The organism is Streptomyces sp. NBC_00727, from assembly GCF_045161745.1.
In the GTDB taxonomy this organism is placed as follows: Bacteria; Actinomycetota; Actinomycetes; order Streptomycetales; family Streptomycetaceae; genus Streptomyces.
Window position 1 is genome coordinate 5498505 of record NZ_CP108981.1, and the last position, 16558, is coordinate 5515062.

The following is a 16558-nucleotide window of genomic DNA, read 5'->3' on the forward strand; positions in this document are numbered from 1 at the left end:
AATGACTCTGGGTAGGCAATGCCCATCACAGAGTCAGGAGCACGTATGTCCCGCACTGTCGTCCGCACCATGACCGGGGCGCTCGCCCTCGCCGCCGCCACGGCCGTGATACCGCTCGCGTCCCCCGCTCCGGCGGTCGCGGACAGCATCATCATCGGAGGCCAGCCCGCGCACGTCGCCGACAACCCGTGGGTGGTGGCGCTGTCCAGCCGTGACCGGTTCGGAGGTACCAGGGCCGGCCAGTTCTGCGGCGGTGTCGTGGTGGAGCCCAAGAAGGTGCTCACCGCCGCGCACTGCCTGAGTCGTGAAGCACTGGGTACCGATGTCGACCAGGTGAGTGATCTGCGGATCATCTCCGGCCGGGACGAGCTCAACGGCACCGACGGCAAGGAGATCCCGGTGAGCGGAACGTGGGTCAACCCCGGGTTCGACGCCGCCACCAACAGCGGGGACGTCGCGGTGCTGACTCTCTCCGAGGCGCTGCCGGAAGGCGACAGCATCCCCATGGCGAAGGCCGGTGACTCCGCGTACAAGGCGGGGACCCCAGCGGTCGTCTACGGCTGGGGTGACACCACGGGCTCCGGCGACTACGCATCGTCGCTCAGGTCCGCCCAGGTGAGTGTTCTGCCCGACAGCTCGTGCCAGCAGGCCTACCCAGGCGGCAGGAACGGTACGTACGACGCCTCGTCGATGCTCTGCGCGGGCGAACCCGAGGGCGGGTACGACGCCTGTCAGGGGGACAGCGGAGGGCCCCTGGTGGCCCAGGGGCGGCTCGTGGGGCTGGTGTCGTGGGGGAACGGCTGCGGGCGCGCCGGGAGCCCCGGCGTCTACACGCGGATCTCTGCCGCCATCGGCTGGATGGCGGCCGCCGACTGACCGGCACGGGCTCCGCAGGCACGAGAACGGGCGGCTTCCCTCAGCAGGGGAGGCCGCCCGTCGGCCGGTCCGGGACCGGCCCCTGGCTCGTCGTGGATGCGAGGTGTCAGTGTTCCTCTTCGGCGGCTTGGGCCTGCACGGCCGTCAGTCGGTCCGTCTCATCCTGTATTTCCGCGGCGATCTTCTTGAGTTCCGGCTCGAACTTGCGACCGTGGTGGGCGCAGAAGAGCAGTTCACCGCCGCTGATGAGAACGACGCGCAGGTAGGCCTGGGCGCCGCAACGGTCACAGCGGTCTGCTGCGGTCAGCGGGCTCGCGGGGGTCAGAACAGTAGTCACGTCGCCTCTTCTCTAGCTCGACGAGCTGTCGTACCAGGGTCAACATCCAACCAGGCCGAAAACGTTCCCGCTCGTGGCTTTTCTTCGAAACTTCTTCTCAGGATGGCTGTCTGTTGCCGGTTCGCGGCGAATGTGCCGTATTGCGTGGCGCTACGGTTTCGCGTTGCTTGGCTTGGTCGGTCCGGGCCGGCTGGCTTGCCGGTTGTTCATGAGGACGTGCCCGGAGCCTAAATGGTTCATGCCTGGAAGGGAACGTGATGTGCATGTCACCCCCAGGAGTGATCGAACGTACATGCGAAGCTGGTTTAGTGTGAGGGTTCTTCGAGGGTGGCGTTTCACCGGCTCTACCAGGCATCGGTACCCTCACAGCGGCAACCGAAGCCGAGCCCGTGACCCACTGGGCCCCAAATGAAATTCAGCGAGGAGCGAACCGCGTGACCGCCGATACGTCCGTGCCGTCCACTGCGCTGCTGACCGGAGCAGACCGAGACGGTTCCAACTACACCGCGCGGCACCTGCTCGTACTCGAGGGGCTCGAAGCGGTTCGTAAGCGCCCTGGCATGTACATCGGGTCCACCGACAGCCGCGGCCTGATGCACTGCCTCTGGGAGATCATCGACAACTCCGTCGACGAGGCCCTCGGCGGCTACTGCGACCACATCGAGGTCGTCCTCCACGACGACAACTCCGTCGAGGTCCGGGACAACGGCCGGGGCATCCCGGTCGACGTCGAGCCCAAGACCGGCCTCTCCGGCGTCGAAGTCGTGATGACCAAGCTGCACGCCGGGGGCAAGTTCGGCGGCGGCTCCTACGCCGCTTCCGGCGGGTTGCACGGTGTGGGCGCCTCCGTGGTCAACGCCCTCTCCGCCCGGCTCGACGTCGAGGTCGACCGCAACAGCGCGACCCACTCGATCAGCTTCCGGCGCGGTGTCCCGGGGATCTTCACGGAACAGGGCCCGGACAGCCCGTTCGACCCCGGCAACGGGCTGCGCAAGGGCAAGCGCGTCCCGAAGGCGCGCACCGGCACGAGGGTGCGGTACTGGGCCGACCGGCAGATCTTCCTGAAGGACGCCAAGCTCAGCCTGGAGACGCTCCACCAGCGGGCCCGCCAGACGGCCTTCCTCGTCCCCGGTCTGACCATCGTCGTGCGCGACGAGCGGGGGCTGGACGGAGCGGGCAAGACGGAGGAGACCTTCCGCTTCGACGGAGGCATCAGCGAGTTCTGCGAGTACCTCGCGCAGGACAAGGCCGTCTGCGACGTCCTGCGGCTGACGGGGCAGGGCACGTTCAAGGAGACCGTTCCGGTTCTGGACGACCGCGGACACATGACGGCCACCGAGGTCACGCGCGAGCTGGGCGTCGACATCGCGCTGCGCTGGGGCACCGGGTACGACACGAACGTGAAGTCCTTCGTCAACATCATCGCCACTCCCAAGGGCGGTACCCACATGAGCGGGTTCGAGCGCTCCGTGACCAAGACGGTCAACGAGGTGCTGCGCTCCGCGAAGCTGCTGCGGGTGGCCGAGGACGACATCGTCAAGGACGACGCCCTGGAGGGCCTCACCGCGGTCGTGACCGTACGCCTGGCGGAACCGCAGTTCGAGGGCCAGACGAAGGAGGTGCTGGGCACTTCTGCGGCCAACCGGATCGTCGCCAACGTCGTCGCCAAGGAGCTCAAGGCCTTCCTGACCTCCACCAAGCGGGACGCGAAGGCCCAGGCCAGAGCTGTCCTCGACAAGGCGGTGGCGGCCGCCCGTACCCGGATCGCGGCCCGCCAGCACAAGGACGCCCAGCGGCGCAAGACGGCGCTGGAGTCGTCCTCGCTCCCGGCGAAGCTCGCCGACTGCCGCAGCGACGACGTGGAGCGCAGCGAGCTGTTCATCGTGGAGGGCGACTCCGCGCTCGGTACGGCAAAGCTCGCACGGAACAGCGAGTTCCAGGCGCTGCTGCCGATCCGCGGCAAGATCCTCAACGTTCAGAAGGCGTCGGTTTCCGACATGCTGAAGAACGCGGAGTGCGGCGCGATCATCCAGGTCATAGGAGCCGGCTCCGGGCGGACCTTCGACATCGACGCCGCCCGGTACGGCAAGATCGTGCTGTTGGTCGACGCGGACGTCGACGGCGCGCACATCCGCATCCTGCTGCTGACGCTCTTCCAGCGGTACATGCGGCCGATGGTCGAGGCGGGCCGGGTCTTCGCCGCGGTGCCCCCGCTCCACCGGATCGAGTTGGTCCAGCCGAAGAAGGGCCAGGACAAGTACATCTACACGTACTCGGACAACGAGCTGCGCCAGCGGCTGCTGGAGCTCCAGCGCAAGAACATCCGCTACAAGGACTCGATCCAGCGCTACAAGGGCCTGGGCGAGATGGACGCCGACCAGTTGGCGGAGACGACGATGGACCCGCGCCACCGCACGCTGCGGCGGATCAACATCGGTGACCTGGAGTCCTCCGAGAAGGTCTTCGACCTGCTGATGGGCAACGAGGTGGCGCCGCGCAAGGAGTTCATCACCAGTTCGGCGGCCACGCTGGACCGCTCACGCATCGACGTCTGAGCGTCTGCTCCCGGGGCACGGTCGACGTCCGGTGCGGGCCGGCACCGGAAGTCGTCTCCACCCGTGGGTGGAGACGACTTCTCCACCCATGATCCACCCGGGAGCCGATCTGCTGAGCCGGGCTTCTCCGTAGCTTCGGAGGTGCAGAACTTCTCGCATCTCGGAGGCGCCCATGTCCGGGCTAGTCAATGCCCTGGTGATCGTCGCGGTCATCGCGCTCGTCGTGGTCCGTCAGTGCTCGGCACAGCGGATCTCCGGCGACCGTCGCTGGTGGGTTTTGCCCGCCGTCCTGCTCATCATGGCCGTGCGCGAACCCGGGCTCGTCGACCAGCACCACCGGATAGCCTCGGCCACCGTGCTGTGCGCCGAGATGACGGCCGGGCTGGTGACGGGCGCCGGATGGGCCTGGACCTCCCGCGTCTGGCGTGCCGAGGACGGCTCTCTGTGGAGCAAGGGAACCAGGGCCACCGTCCTGGTCTGGGCCGGCGGACTGGGCCTGCGGGCGGCTCTCTACGGGATCGCGGTCGTGCTGGGCGTGCATCAGGGCAGTCCGGCCCTGCTGGCAACGCTCGCGGCGACTCTGCTGGTACGGGAGGGACTGCTGGCGCGGCGGGCGGCGGCGATACCCGCGCCGTACGGTGGGCCTCCTGCCGGCGTTCCGGTGCGGCAGGAATGGAAGGACCACGTGTGACACGCGCTTCCTGGACGAGCTGGCCTTCGCGAGAGGCACTCGAGCGGGACACCCGCAGCCGCGCGCGAACCGGGATCGCCTGGTCGGTACGGGCCGGTCTGCTCACTCTGATGCTGTGGGGGACCTTCACCGGCGGGTTGTTCGGGCCCTGGGAGATCGTCGTCGGGCTTCTCGGGGTGCTCGTCTGCGCGCTGCTCGCGATCGCCTTTTTCCGGACTACCCTCGCCAACCGCCTGTGGCCGTCGCTCGGCCTGCTCGGGCTGCTGATGCTGGCCGCGTTCGGGGCGGGGCAGGCGGGGGCCACCGTGCCCGCAACGGTGCTCTGGTGCGCCTGCGCGGTCACCTCTCTGGAACGGTTGCCTCTTTCTGCGGGAGTCCCTGCCACAGCGGTGGCCCTCGGCGCCTACGCGGTGGTCGACATGGACGACTGGATGACCACCGCGGTGACCACGGCCGGGCTCTGCCTCGCCGGGTACGTGCTTCGCCTGGATGCCGAGGCCCGTGGCAACGCGCAACGGCTGCTGGCCCAGGAGAGGGCGGCCCGGGTGGCGGAGGCGGAGACCGCCGCGCTGGACGAGCGCTCCAGGATCGCCCGGGAGATCCATGACGTGCTGGCGCACAGCCTCTCCGCGCAGCTGGTGCACCTGGAGGCCGCACGGCTGCTGATCGAGAGGGAGCCCGCGGGGGAGTTCCGGGACCAGGTCCTGCAGCGGGTGGTCGCGGCCCGGTCCATGGCCCGGGAGGGCCTCTCCGAGACGCGTCAGGCGCTCTCCGCGCTGAGGGGTGAGGTGTCACCGGTGGAGGACTTCCTGCGGCAACTGGTGGCGGCCGAGCCGGCCGAGGTCAGAGTCGAGGGAGAGCAGCGGGCGCTGACCGCCCAGGCGTCGCAGACGGTCCGGCGGGTGGCACAGGAGGCGATGACCAACGTCCGCAAGCATGCGCAGGGCGCCAGAGTGCTGGTCCGGCTGGAGTACCAGCCCGACGGGGTCGTGCTGGAGGTGAGGGACTCCGGTGGACGGGGACCGGGAGGGGACCTGGGGGTCAGCGGATCCGGATACGGTCTGCTCGGGATGCGGGAGCGTGCCGAACTGCTGGGCGGCACGCTGGTGGCCGGTCCGGGCGAGGAGGGGTTCGTGGTGAGTCTGCGGGTGCCCGCGTGACGGCGCGGGTGGTGGTGGCCGACGATCAGGCGGTGGTGCGGGAGGGCATTGTCATGCTGCTCGGACTGCTGCCGGGAATCGAGGTGGTCGGATCGGCGAAGGACGGGGAGGAAGCGGTCGCGCAGGTGGCCGAACACGCGCCGGACGTGGTGCTGATGGATCTGCGGATGCCTCGCTGTGACGGCGTGGAGGCGACCCGTCGCATCAGGGAGGAGTTCCCCGGTACGCAGGTGGTGGTGCTCACGACATTCGCGGACGACGACTCGTTGTTTCCCGCGCTCCGGGCAGGGGCACGGGGGTATCTGACCAAGGACGCAGGGGGCGACGAGATCGTGCGGGCGGTCGAGGCCGTGCTCTCCGGGGAGGCCGGGCTCTCGCCCACGGTGCAGCGCCGACTGCTGGAGCAGGTGACCACGGGGCCTCCCGCGGCCGGCGTCGGGGGCGCTGAGGCGAAGCCGCCGGACGGGATGACTCCTCGTGAGGCCGAGGTGCTGGTCCTGATCGCCGAGGGAATGTCCAACGCGGACATCGCCCGCGCCCTCCACATCTCGCAGGCCACGGTGAAGAGCCACATCAACAACCTCTTCGCCAAGGCGGGGCTCCGCGACCGGGCCCAGGCTGTGCGCTATGCCTACATGCGGGGGCTGGTACGTCCACCCGGGAGATCCTTCACCTGAAGAGGTGAAGTCTGGCGAATGAAGTGCCCGGGATCTTCCCGATCTGCCCATTCTTGGCTACGCGGCCGAAGTGGTCCGTGGACCAGGGGAGTTGTTCGGTGGAGAAGGAAGCAGGGCGCGAGTCCGCAGCGGTGCGGCTCGACGACCCGTGGGACGACGCACCGGCCACCGGGTCGGAGGAGCCGGACGGTGCGGAGGGCTCCACGCCCGCCGCGGTGCCCGGACAGGCCGCGCCGCGGGGTGGCCACAGCGCGGCGGACATCTATCTGGAGGTGCAGCGCAGCGAGGCATTCCAGGAGGTGCGCCGTCGCTACCGGCGCTTCGTCGTGCCCGCCACCTTCGCCTTCCTCGTCTGGTACCTCGTCTATGTCGTCACGGCGGTGACGGCGCCCGGGCTGATGGCGCGGCCGGTGGCCGGGGCCGTCAATGTGGCCATGGTCGTGGGGCTCGGGCAGTTCCTGACGACGTTCCTGCTCACCGGGGCGTACGCACGGCACGCGCGGCTGCGCCGGGACCGGGCCGCGCTGGATCTGCGCTGGGAGACCCAGGAGATGACACGGGGGGCCGGACGTTGAGCGGCGACCACCAGACCCTGGCGCTGCTGCTGTTCAGCGCCTTCATCGCGGTCACCCTGGGCATCACCACCTGGGTCAGCCGCAACAGGCACGGCTCGGCGGAGGAGTTCTATGCCGGAGGCCGTCTGTTCTCCCCCATGGAAAACGGTTTCGCCATCGCGGGCGACTACATGTCCGCCGCGTCGTTCCTGGGCATCTCCGGCCTGATTGCCCTCTTCGGCTACGACGGGATGCTCTACTCCGTCGGCTTCCTCGTCGCCTGGCTCGTCGTTCTGCTGCTCGTCGCGGAACTCGTGCGCAACTGCGGCCGGTTCACCCTCGCCGACGTGGTCGCGGCCCGGATGGCGGAGCGCCCGGTCCGCATCGCCGCGGGGACGTCCTCGGTCACCGTGTCCGTGCTGTATTTGGTGGCGCAGATGGTCGGTGCGGGCAGCCTGGTGGCCCTGCTCCTCGGCGGGACGAGCGGCGCCGCGCGCTCCTGGACCGTCGTCGGCGTCGGGGCGCTCATGGTCGTGTACGTGTCGCTGGGCGGGATGCGGGCCACCACCTGGATCCAGATCGTCAAGGCAGTCCTGCTGATGGCGGGCACCGTGGTGCTCACCGTCCTCGTCCTGGTCCACTTCCACGGGAACGTCAACGAGTTGCTCAACTCCGCAGCCGACCGCAGTGGGCACGGCAAGGAGTTCCTCTCGCCCGGTCTCCGGTACGGCGGGAGCTGGACGGCGCGTATTGACTTCATCAGCCTCGGCCTCGCCCTGGTGCTGGGCACGGCGGGGCTGCCGCACATCCTGTCCCGCTTCTACACCGTTCCTACCGCCCGCGCGGCCCGCCGGTCCGTCGTCTGGTCCATCGGGCTCATCGGGAGCTTCTACCTGATGACGATCGTGCTGGGATTCGGGGCGGCCGCGCTGGTCGGCTCGGCCGACGTACGGGAGTCGAATCCGGCAGGGAACACGGCAGTGCCGCTGCTGGCCATGGCGCTGGGCGGGGGCGAGGGCTCCACCGGGGGAACGATCCTGTTCGCCGTGGTCGCCGCCGTCGCCTTCGCGACGATCCTGGCCGTAGTCGCGGGGATCACCCTTGCCTCGTCCGCGTCCGTGGCCCACGATCTCTACGCCTCGCTCAAGCGGCCCGGCTCCAAGCAGCGCAGCGAGGTGGCCGTGGCCCGGGTGGCGGCGGCCGGCATCGGAGTCGTCGCCATCGGCCTCGGCCTGCTCGCCCAGGATCTCAACGTGGCGTTCCTGGTGGGCCTCGCCTTCGCCGTCGCAGCGTCGGCCAACCTGCCGGTCCTGCTCTACTCGCTGTTCTGGCGGAATTTCACCACGCGCGGGGCGGTCTGGTCGGTCTACGGGGGACTGGTCCCGGCCGTGCTGCTCGTGGTGCTCTCCCCGGTCGTTTCCGGCAGCCCCAGCTCGCTCTTCCCCGGCGCGGACTTCCAGGTCTTCCCCCTGGAGAATCCCGGCCTGGTCTCCATCCCGCTCGGCTTCCTGGCCGGTTGGATCGGGACCGTCACCGCGAACGAACCGCCGGACGCGGCCAAGCACGCGGAGATCGAGGTACGGGCGATGACGGGGGCCGGCGCGGTGTGAGTATCGGCATGGACGGTCAGAGGCCGTCCGTGCAGAACACGCATTCCTCCCAGAACGGCAGCCCGTTCAGGACGCGGTGACGTACGCAGGAGGCCCTCGCCGCCTCCTCCGGTCCGGGCAGGACGTCCTCGCCGCCCTTCGCGGTGGCCGGGTCGAAGTCCTCGACCATCCCCCGGTAGGTGCGCACATACCCTTCGGCCCGGGGTGGTTCGTACGTCAGCTCGTCCCACCGGTGGTGGGTCAGAGTGAGATCGAGGACCCGCAGCAGGAAGTCCTTGGCCGCGGCGGCCTCCTGCGGCGAGTTGCCCCAGTCGAGCTCCTCCAGAGCGAATCCGACCACGCCGCGGCCCATCACGTTCTGGTTCTGGAGCGACAGGAGGGCGGCGAAGCGGAAATCCCAGGGTCGTCGGGCCAGCTCCGAGACGGCGAAGGTCAGTACGTCTACGAACACCGCCGTGCCGCCGTTGGTCATGGACAGGGACCGGCCGTCGCCGCCCTCGAACTGGTTCATGTCTCCGAGGGTATGGGCGGGCCCGGGCTCATGCTCCGAGGGGTGCCCGCGCGGGGTGGTGGCGGGTACGGTGGCGGCGGTGGGGGAGCGGCGGCACCGCGGCGGGCGCAGGGCTCCGGAGCGGCTGCCGAGAAGCTTCTTGCCGGGACTTGCTGAAATTCGTCTTTGATTCCCACCTCATTCCCACCCCACGCAATCTGCTTGCGTTTCTTGCGCTAATCTTGCACGTATGACGCGACGACTTGCTCAGGTGGCACAGAAGGTTGGAGTCAGCGAGGCCACGGTCAGCCGGGTGCTCAACGGCAAGCCGGGCGTTTCCGACGCCACGCGGCAGGCCGTCCTGTCCGCGCTTGACGTCCTCGGCTACGAGCGCCCGACCCAGCTGCGCGGTGAACGGGCACGCCTGGTCGGCCTCGTCCTGCCGGAGCTGCAGAACCCGATCTTCCCCGCCTTCGCCGAGGTGGTCGGCGGTGCCCTCGCCCAGCAGGGACTCACCCCGGTCCTGTGCACCCAGACCAAGGGGGGTGTCTCCGAGGCGGACTACGTGGAACTGCTCCTGCAGCAGCAGGTCTCGGGTGTGGTCTTCGCCGGAGGCCTCTACGCCCAGGCCGACGCACCGCACGACCACTACAAGGTGCTGGCCGACCGCAAGATCCCGGTGGTCCTGATCAACGCGGCCATCGCCCACCTCGGCTTCCCCTGCGTCTCCTGCGACGACTCGGTGGCCGTCGAGCAGGCATGGCGTCACTTGGTCTCGCTGGGCCACGAGCGCATCGGTCTGGTGCTCGGCCCCTCGGACCACATGCCCTCGCAGCGCAAGCTGGCCGCCGCCCGGGCGCTCGCCGTGGAGTCGGGTGCGAGCATCCCGGACGAGTGGGTGACCCGGGCGATGTTCTCGCTGGAGGGGGGACAGGCCGCTGCCGCGCGGCTGTTGGACGAGGGGGTCACCGGGTTCATCTGCGCCAGCGACCCGCTCGCCCTCGGGGCCGTGCGCGCGGCGCGGCGGCGGGGCCTTTCGGTGCCCGACGACGTGTCCGTCGTGGGATACGACGACTCCGCCTTCATGAACTGCACCGAGCCCCCGCTCACCACCGTCCGCCAGCCGATCGAGGCCATGGGGCGCGCCGCGGTCGAGCTGCTCTCCGTGCAGATCGGCGGCCGCGCGGTCCCCTCCGACGAACTGCTCTTCGAACCGGAACTGGTCGTGCGGGGTTCCACGGCCCAGCCTCCGCGCGCGACGGCTTCCCGCTGACCGTCGGAATTTTGCGCCGCCGCTGCCCTCAATTGCGTGTCTACGGGCACGGGAATGGCTGGGGCGGCCGGGGGCCGGTGTAGTGCCCGCTGGGGCGCATCCGCAGTGGGCGTTCCCCGTACTCCTCCAGCGCATGCGCGACCCAGCCCGCCGTACGGGAGATCGCGAACACCGTTTCGCCCGCCTCCGCCGGCATGTCCGAGGCGACCGAGAGTACGGCCAGCGCAAGGTCGACGTTGGCGTGCAGGGTCGTATCGCGCGCCGTGGTGGCGACCACGTCACGGGCGGCGGCCAGGGCCGGCCCCGCCTGCGGGATGCGCGCGAGCAGGCCGAACAGGGTGCGGGCGCGCGGGTCCTCGCCGGTGTACAGCCGGTGCCCGAGCCCCGGCACCCGGCGGCCGGCCCGCAGATGGTCCGCCACCACCGGGGCGGCGCCGCCGCGTTCCAGGACCTCGGCCAGCATCCGGTGCGCGAGGCCGCTCGCCGCGCCGTGCAGGGGGCCTTCCAGGACGCCGAGCCCCGCCGACACCACCGCGTACGGATGCGCCCGGGCCGATGCGGCGACTCTGGCGGCCAGCGTGGAGGCGGCCAGATCGTGGTCGATCAGCAGCGCAAGTGCCGCGTCCAGGGCGGCGAGTGACGGTCCGTCGGGCTGTCGGGCGGTGAGTTTCGGCCAGAGTTGGCGGGCCAGGCTGTCGGAAGCCGACAGGCGGTCCTCCTCCCCGCCCACCGTCGGCAACGCCGCGACCAGTGTAGGGATCAGGCTTCGCGCGCCGCCGAGCACCGCATCGCGCGACAGATCGAAGCGCAGCGGGTCCGCGGCGGCCGCGGCGACCACCGCCACCCGCAGCCGGTCCGTGGAGCCGCAGTGCACCGGCAGCGCGCCGACCGCCCGCCGGGCCGCCGCCACCGCCTGTTCCGGGGCCGTGAAGCGGACGCCCGGCCGCAGCTCGCCGGTCCACAGCCACTCGGCGACCTCCTCGTACGAGTAGCGCGTGGCCAGCTCCGTCGCGTCCACGCCCCGGTAGTAGTAGCGGTCGTCGACGATGAGGGTGATGCCGGTACGGACGGACGGCTCGCCCGGGGCCGAGGACGGTTCCCTGCGCCCATTGCGCCGGGCCAGCGCGTCGACCTCCGCCGCGTCGAACGTACTGCCCCGCCCGCCCGGCGCGCGGCTGCTGCTCAGCTGACCCCGGCTGACGTAGGCGTACACCGTCTCGGGCTTCACCCCCAGGCGCTCTGCGGCCTCCCGCGTTGTGAGCCGCTGCCCGCCCGCGTCCGGTCGCTGCACGTCCGCCTCTGATCGATCCGTCATGCCGCCACCGTATCCATATGCCGTCCACGACATCCATGAGTGGTCATTGATTGAATCAATGTTGACAGGCGTACAGTCATGCATGGACAGTCGAATCAATGTCAAGGAGTTTCCGGACCAGTCCACGGAGGAAGTAATGACGACCATGACCGGCGGAACACCGCTCGACGTCCCCCGAGGTCTCGCGGGTGTCGTCGTGACCGATACGGCTCTGGGTGACGTCCGGGGCCGGGAGGGCTTCTACCACTACCGCCAGTACTCGGCGGTCGAGTTGGCGCAGTCCCGTAGCTTCGAGGACGTCTGGTACCTCATGACCGAGGGCGAGCTGCCCGGCCCGGCCGCCCGAGCCGACTTCGCCGCCCGCACGGCCGCGCTGCGCGCGCTGCCGGACGCGGTACGCGAAGCCCTGCCCGCCATTGCGCGGGCGAGCGCGGTGTCGGGCCCGCTGTCCGGGTTGCGTACGGCGCTCTCCCTGCTGGGTGCGACGGCCGGGTTCCGACCGGTGTACGACATCGACGCGAAGCGGCGGCGTGCGGACGCGCTGGCCGTCTGCGCCGCCGTCCCCACCGTGCTGACCGCCCTGCACCGCCTCGGCCAGGGGCTCGAACCCGTCGAGCCGCGTCCCGACCTGCCGCACGCGGCCAACTACCTGTACATGCTCACCGGTTCCGTTCCTGACGACGCCCGGGTCAGGGCCGTCGAGCAGTACCTGATCTCCACGGTGGACCATGGCTTCAACGCCTCGACGTTCACCGGCCGGGTCGTCGCCTCGACCGGGGCGGATGTCGCCGCCTGCCTGGTGGCCGCCGTCGGAGCGCTCTCCGGCCCGCTGCACGGCGGCGCCCCCAGCCGTGCTCTCGACACGCTCGACGCGATCGGCACCCCCGACCGCATCGACGGCTGGATCCGCGAACGGGTGCTCGCCGGCGACCGGATCATGGGCTTCGGCCACCCCGTCTACCGCACCGAGGACCCCCGCTCGCGCATGCTGCGGTCCATCGCCCAGGGCTTCGGCGGACCGCTCGTGGAATTCGCCGTCGAGGTGGAACGCCAGGTCGAGGCGATCCTCGCCGAGCTGAAGCCGGGGCGTGAACTGCACACCAACGTGGAGTTCTACGCCGGAGTGGTCATGGAGCTGTGCGGGCTGCCGCGTGAAATGTTCACGCCGACCTTCTGTGCGGCGCGGGTCGTGGGCTGGAGCGCCAATATCCTGGAGCAGGCGGAGGACTCGAAGATCATCCGCCCGGCGGCCCGCTACGTGGGTCCGCCCCCGCCGCAGCCGGTTCCGGCAGTCTGACCCCGCAGGAAGGCCCCCGTTGAGCTCGTCGTCGCCCCGCAGCCCGCAGATCCCGGTCGTCGTCCTCGCGGGATTCCTGGGATCCGGCAAGACGACGCTGCTCAACCACCTCCTGCTCCACCGCGCGGGCAACCGGATCGGCGTGATAGTCAACGACTTCGGGGCCATCGAGATCGACGCCATGACCGTCTCGGGGCAGGTCGGCTCCACCGTGTCGCTGGGCGGTGGCTGCCTGTGCTGCGCGGTCGACGCGAGCGAGCTGGACACGTATCTGGGAACGCTGACCCGGCCCTCCGCGAGGCTCGACGTGATCGTCATCGAGGCGAGCGGCCTCGCCGAGCCGCAGGAGCTCGTCCGGATGATCCTCGCCAGCGACAACCCGCACATCGTGTACGGGGGACTGGTCGAGGTGGTCGACGCCGCCGAGTTCGAGGCGGTCCGGGAGCGCCATCCGGAGGTCGGCCGCCATCTCGCGGTCGCCGATCTCGTCGTGCTCAACAAGACGGACCGGGTCGGGGACGAGGAGTGTGCCCGTATCCGGCAGGCCGTCGCGGAGACCGGCAGCACGGCGGCGATCGTCCCCGCCACGTACGGGCGCATCGATCCCGAGCTGCTCTTCGACCCGGCGCTGCGGCCCGACGGCGAGGAGAGGGCACGTCAGCTCACCTTCGAGGATCTCTACCTGGAGCAGCGCGCGGCGGAGGACGGTGACGGGCACGGCGGCCATCTGCACACCGCGTACGAGAGCGTCGAATTCGACTCCGACGTGCCGATGGACCCACGGCGGCTGATGCGGTTCCTCGACTCACGGCCCGAGGGGCTGTACCGCATCAAGGGGTACGTGGATTTCGGCGCGGGCGACCCCGGAAACGCCTACGGGGTGCACGCCGTGGGCAGGTTCCTGCGGTTCACCCCCAGGCCCTGGACGCGCGGCGAGCCGAAGCGGACGCAGCTCGTCCTGATCGGCTCCGGCATCGACGTACCCGCCCTGCGCAAGGAGCTCGAGAGCTGCCGGGCCACGGAAGAGCCGGCCGCGGAAACGCAGCAGGACGCCGCACACGAGCGAGCCATGTGGGGCGTCCTGCGGTACGTGCGACAGCCCGGTGACGACGACGCGTAACGCGCCCCGCCACCGGGCCGGACGGCCTACACCGGGCCGGCGATCACCGCGACCGGGCTCTCCAACGGCGTCCCGGAACCGTCGCGCCTCGGATCGGGCTCGGGCAGCGACGCCGGGGTGCCGTTCTTCTGCGCGGCCCTGGCCGGCGTCGTGCCCGCCCAGGCGAACACCAGCACGTCCTCGCCCTTCAGGAACCGCTGGCAGCGCACCCCACCGGTCGCCCGGCCCTTGCGCGGGTACTGGTCGAACGGGGTGAGCTTGCAGGTCAGGACCGAGTCGTCCAGCGTGCCGTGCGAACCGGCGACCGTGAACACCGCGGCCTCCGCCGCCGGGTCCACCGCCGCGAACGAGAGCACCCTGGCCCCCGCCGCCAGCTTGACGCCCGCCATACCGCCGGCCGCCCGTCCCTGCGGGCGCACCTGTGGAGCGGGGTACCGCAGCAACTGCGCGTCCGAGGTGATGAACACCAGGTCCTCCTCGCCCGTCCGCAGCTCCACCGCGCCGACGATCCGGTCACCGTCCTTGAGGGTGATGACCTCCAGCTCGTCCTTGTTGGCCGGATAGTCCGGCACCACGCGCTTGACGACGCCCTGCAGCGTGCCGATGGCGAGCCCCGGTGACGACTCGTCGAGCGTGGTGAGGCAGACGACCTCCTCGTCCGCCTCCAGAGTCAGGAACTCCCCGACCATCGCCCCGCCCGACAGGTTGGGCGCCGCATGCGTGTCCGGCAGCTGGGGAAGGTCGATCACCGGCATCCGCAGCAGCCGCCCGTTCGACGTCACCACCCCGATGTCACCGCGGGCCGTCCCAGGCACCGCCGAGACGATCACGTCGTGCTTGGACCGCTTGGCGCCCTCGGCGAAGACGATCGGGTCGTCGTTGGCCGTACGCGCCAGCAGGCCCGTCGATGACAGCAGCACCCGGCACGGGTCGTCCGCCACCTCCAGCGGCACCGACGCGACCTGCGAACCGGCCGACTCCAGCAGCACCGTACGCCGGGCCGTACCGAACTTCTTGGCGACCGCGGCCAGTTCCGAGGAGACCAGCTTGCGCAGCTCCGCGTCCGATTCCAGGATCGTCGTCAGCTCGGCGATCTCGGCATTGAGCCGGTCCCGCTCGCTCTCCAGCTCGATCCGGTCGAACCGGGTCAGCCGGCGCAGCGGCGTGTCCAGGATGTACTGGGTCTGGATCTCGCTCAGCGAGAAGCGCTCCATGAGCCGCTCCTTCGCCTGCGCCGAATTGTCGCTGGACCGGATGAGCTGGATGACCTCGTCGATGTCGACGAGCGCGACGAGCAGACCCTCGACCAGATGCAGCCGGTTGCGGCGCTTGGTCCGGCGGAACTCGCTGCGCCGGCGCACCACGTCGAAGCGGTGGTCGAGATAGACCTCCAGGAGCTCCTTGAGGCCCAGGGTGAGCGGCTGGCCGTCGACCAGCGCCACGTTGTTGATGCCGAAGGACTCCTCCATCGGCGTCAGCTTGTAGAGCTGCTCCAGCACCGCCTCCGGCACGAAGCCGTTCTTGATCTCGATGACCAGGCGCAGGCCGTGCGAGCGGTCGGTCAGATCCTTGACGTCGGCGATGCCCTGGAGCTTCTTCGCCGAGACCAGGTCCTTGATCTTGGAGATGACCTTCTCGGGCCCGATGGTGAAGGGCAGTTCGGTGACGACGAGGCCCTTGCGGCGCGGCGTGACGTTCTCAACGGTGGCCGTGGCACGGATCTTGAAGGTACCGCGACCCTTGGCGTACGCGTCCTTGATGCCGCCCAGGCCCACGATCCGCCCGCCGGTCGGCAGGTCGGGACCGGGGACGAACCGCATCAACGTCTCCAGGTCCGCGCCCGGATGCTTGATCAGATGCCGGGCGGCGGCGATGACCTCGCCCAGGTTGTGCGGCGGCATGTTGGTCGCCATGCCGACCGCGATCCCGGTCGTGCCGTTGACCAGGAGGTTGGGGTAGGCGGCCGGAAGGACGACCGGCTCCTGCTCCTGACCGTCGTAGTTCGACTGGAAGGCGACCGTCTCCTCGTCGATCGACTCCGTCATCAGCGAGGTCGCGTCGGCCATCCGGCATTCGGTGTACCGCATGGCGGCCGGCGGGTCGTCGTTGCCCAGGGAACCGAAGTTCCCGTGTCCGTCGACGAGGGGCAGGCGCATGGAGAACGGCTGGGCCATGCGCACCAGCGCGTCGTAGATCGACGCGTCGCCGTGCGGGTGCAGCTTGCCCATGACCTCGCCGACGACCCGGGCGCACTTCACGAAGCCGCGGTCCGGGCGCAGGCCCATCTCGTTCATCTGGTACACGATGCGGCGGTGCACCGGCTTCATGCCGTCGCGGGCGTCCGGCAGGGCGCGGGAGTAGATCACCGAGTACGCGTACTCGAGGAAGGAGCCCTGCATTTCGTCGACGACGTCGATGTCGAGGATCTTCTCCTCGAAGTCGACCGGCGGCGGGGTCTTCGTGCTGCGGCGGGCCATCGCTGCTGCGACTCCTTCACGGATTTCGATCGGGCAACCTCAGGTTCCCTCAGGTTCTGACGCGCACCATTGTGGACCGCCGCACTGACATCCCCGACCTCGACCCGTCCCAAAGGGCCCTCGCAG

At 70.0% G+C, this 16558-nt stretch carries 14 protein-coding genes; 10 read left to right on the forward strand and 4 right to left on the reverse strand.

Annotation, left to right across the window (positions count from 1 at the left end; genetic code table 11):
* Nucleotides 1-45 precede the first annotated feature (45 nt).
* Nucleotides 46-876, forward strand: coding sequence for a S1 family peptidase (locus tag OG242_RS24965; RefSeq protein WP_405900269.1), 831 nt, complete (start codon nucleotides 46-48; stop codon nucleotides 874-876).
* 106 nt (nucleotides 877-982) lie between these two features.
* Here the strand turns inward: OG242_RS24965 and OG242_RS24970 are convergent, their stop codons facing one another.
* Nucleotides 983-1213: a hypothetical protein gene (locus OG242_RS24970; protein WP_018105354.1), complete on the reverse strand. Its 231-nt coding sequence runs from the start codon at nucleotides 1211-1213 to the stop codon at nucleotides 983-985.
* 434 nt (nucleotides 1214-1647) lie between these two features.
* Here OG242_RS24970 and OG242_RS24975 point away from each other — a divergent pair, with 434 nt between their 5' ends.
* The 6 genes from OG242_RS24975 (at nucleotide 1648) to OG242_RS25000 (ending at nucleotide 8460) form a co-directional block, all read left to right on the forward strand.
* Nucleotides 1648-3768 carry a type IIA DNA topoisomerase subunit B gene (locus OG242_RS24975; protein ID WP_405900270.1) on the forward strand — a complete coding sequence of 707 codons (2121 nt, stop codon included), beginning with the start codon at nucleotides 1648-1650 and terminating at the stop codon, nucleotides 3766-3768.
* A 172-nt stretch (nucleotides 3769-3940) separates the two neighbouring features.
* On the forward strand, nucleotides 3941-4459 hold the full coding sequence (locus OG242_RS24980) for a DUF1453 domain-containing protein (protein WP_405900271.1): 519 nt from the start codon (nucleotides 3941-3943) through the stop codon (nucleotides 4457-4459).
* Entirely contained in the window at nucleotides 4456-5619 is a 1164-nt protein-coding gene (locus OG242_RS24985) for a sensor histidine kinase (RefSeq protein ID WP_405900272.1), read from the forward strand. Before OG242_RS24980 ends, OG242_RS24985 begins: the two co-directional genes overlap by 4 nt.
* Nucleotides 5616-6296 (forward strand): response regulator, encoded by a 681-nt coding sequence (locus OG242_RS24990; protein WP_405900273.1) that lies wholly within the window; start codon nucleotides 5616-5618, stop codon nucleotides 6294-6296. Before OG242_RS24985 ends, OG242_RS24990 begins: the two co-directional genes overlap by 4 nt.
* 131 nt (nucleotides 6297-6427) lie before the next feature.
* Nucleotides 6428-6871 (forward strand): DUF485 domain-containing protein, encoded by a 444-nt coding sequence (locus OG242_RS24995; RefSeq protein WP_405901721.1) that lies wholly within the window; start codon nucleotides 6428-6430, stop codon nucleotides 6869-6871.
* Complete coding sequence (locus OG242_RS25000; protein ID WP_405900274.1) at nucleotides 6868-8460, forward strand: cation acetate symporter; 1593 nt, start codon at nucleotides 6868-6870, stop codon at nucleotides 8458-8460. Before OG242_RS24995 ends, OG242_RS25000 begins: the two co-directional genes overlap by 4 nt.
* A 16-nt stretch (nucleotides 8461-8476) precedes the next feature.
* Here OG242_RS25000 and OG242_RS25005 read toward each other — a convergent pair whose 3' ends face one another.
* A complete protein-coding gene (locus OG242_RS25005) occupies nucleotides 8477-8971 on the reverse strand; it encodes a hypothetical protein (protein WP_405900275.1) in 495 nt (164 codons plus the stop codon).
* A gap of 229 nt (nucleotides 8972-9200) precedes the next feature.
* On the opposite strand from OG242_RS25005, the gene OG242_RS25010 reads away from it, so the two are divergent.
* Nucleotides 9201-10223 carry a LacI family DNA-binding transcriptional regulator gene (locus OG242_RS25010; RefSeq protein ID WP_405900276.1) on the forward strand — a complete coding sequence of 341 codons (1023 nt, stop codon included), beginning with the start codon at nucleotides 9201-9203 and terminating at the stop codon, nucleotides 10221-10223.
* A 40-nt stretch (nucleotides 10224-10263) separates the two neighbouring features.
* Here OG242_RS25010 and OG242_RS25015 read toward each other — a convergent pair whose 3' ends face one another.
* On the reverse strand, nucleotides 10264-11538 hold the full coding sequence (locus tag OG242_RS25015) for a citrate/2-methylcitrate synthase (RefSeq protein WP_405900277.1): 1275 nt from the start codon (nucleotides 11536-11538) through the stop codon (nucleotides 10264-10266).
* Between the two features lie 136 nt (nucleotides 11539-11674).
* On the opposite strand from OG242_RS25015, the gene OG242_RS25020 reads away from it, so the two are divergent.
* Nucleotides 11675-12835: a citrate synthase/methylcitrate synthase gene (locus OG242_RS25020; RefSeq protein ID WP_405900278.1), complete on the forward strand. Its 1161-nt coding sequence runs from the start codon at nucleotides 11675-11677 to the stop codon at nucleotides 12833-12835.
* 19 nt (nucleotides 12836-12854) lie between these two features.
* Nucleotides 12855-13955 carry a CobW family GTP-binding protein gene (locus tag OG242_RS25025; protein ID WP_405900279.1) on the forward strand — a complete coding sequence of 367 codons (1101 nt, stop codon included), beginning with the start codon at nucleotides 12855-12857 and terminating at the stop codon, nucleotides 13953-13955.
* A 26-nt stretch (nucleotides 13956-13981) separates the two neighbouring features.
* Here the strand turns inward: OG242_RS25025 and OG242_RS25030 are convergent, their stop codons facing one another.
* Nucleotides 13982-16432 (reverse strand): DNA topoisomerase (ATP-hydrolyzing) subunit A, encoded by a 2451-nt coding sequence (locus OG242_RS25030; RefSeq protein WP_405900280.1) that lies wholly within the window; start codon nucleotides 16430-16432, stop codon nucleotides 13982-13984.
* Nucleotides 16433-16558 lie beyond the last annotated feature (126 nt).

Excerpts from the sequence above, each read along its gene's own strand:
- OG242_RS24965 (WP_405900269.1), top strand. The coding sequence starts at position 46 with ATGTCCCGCACTGTCGTCCGCACCATGACCGGGGCGCTCGCCCTCGCC.
- OG242_RS24980 (WP_405900271.1), top strand. The coding sequence starts at position 3,941 with ATGTCCGGGCTAGTCAATGCCCTGGTGATCGTCGCGGTCATCGCGCTC.
- OG242_RS25005 (WP_405900275.1), bottom strand. The coding sequence starts at position 8,971 with ATGAACCAGTTCGAGGGCGGCGACGGCCGGTCCCTGTCCATGACCAAC.
- OG242_RS25020 (WP_405900278.1), top strand. The coding sequence starts at position 11,675 with ATGACGACCATGACCGGCGGAACACCGCTCGACGTCCCCCGAGGTCTC.
- OG242_RS25010 (WP_405900276.1), top strand. The coding sequence starts at position 9,201 with ATGACGCGACGACTTGCTCAGGTGGCACAGAAGGTTGGAGTCAGCGAG.
- OG242_RS25030 (WP_405900280.1), bottom strand. The coding sequence starts at position 16,432 with ATGGCCCGCCGCAGCACGAAGACCCCGCCGCCGGTCGACTTCGAGGAG.
- OG242_RS25015 (WP_405900277.1), bottom strand. The coding sequence starts at position 11,538 with ATGACGGATCGATCAGAGGCGGACGTGCAGCGACCGGACGCGGGCGGG.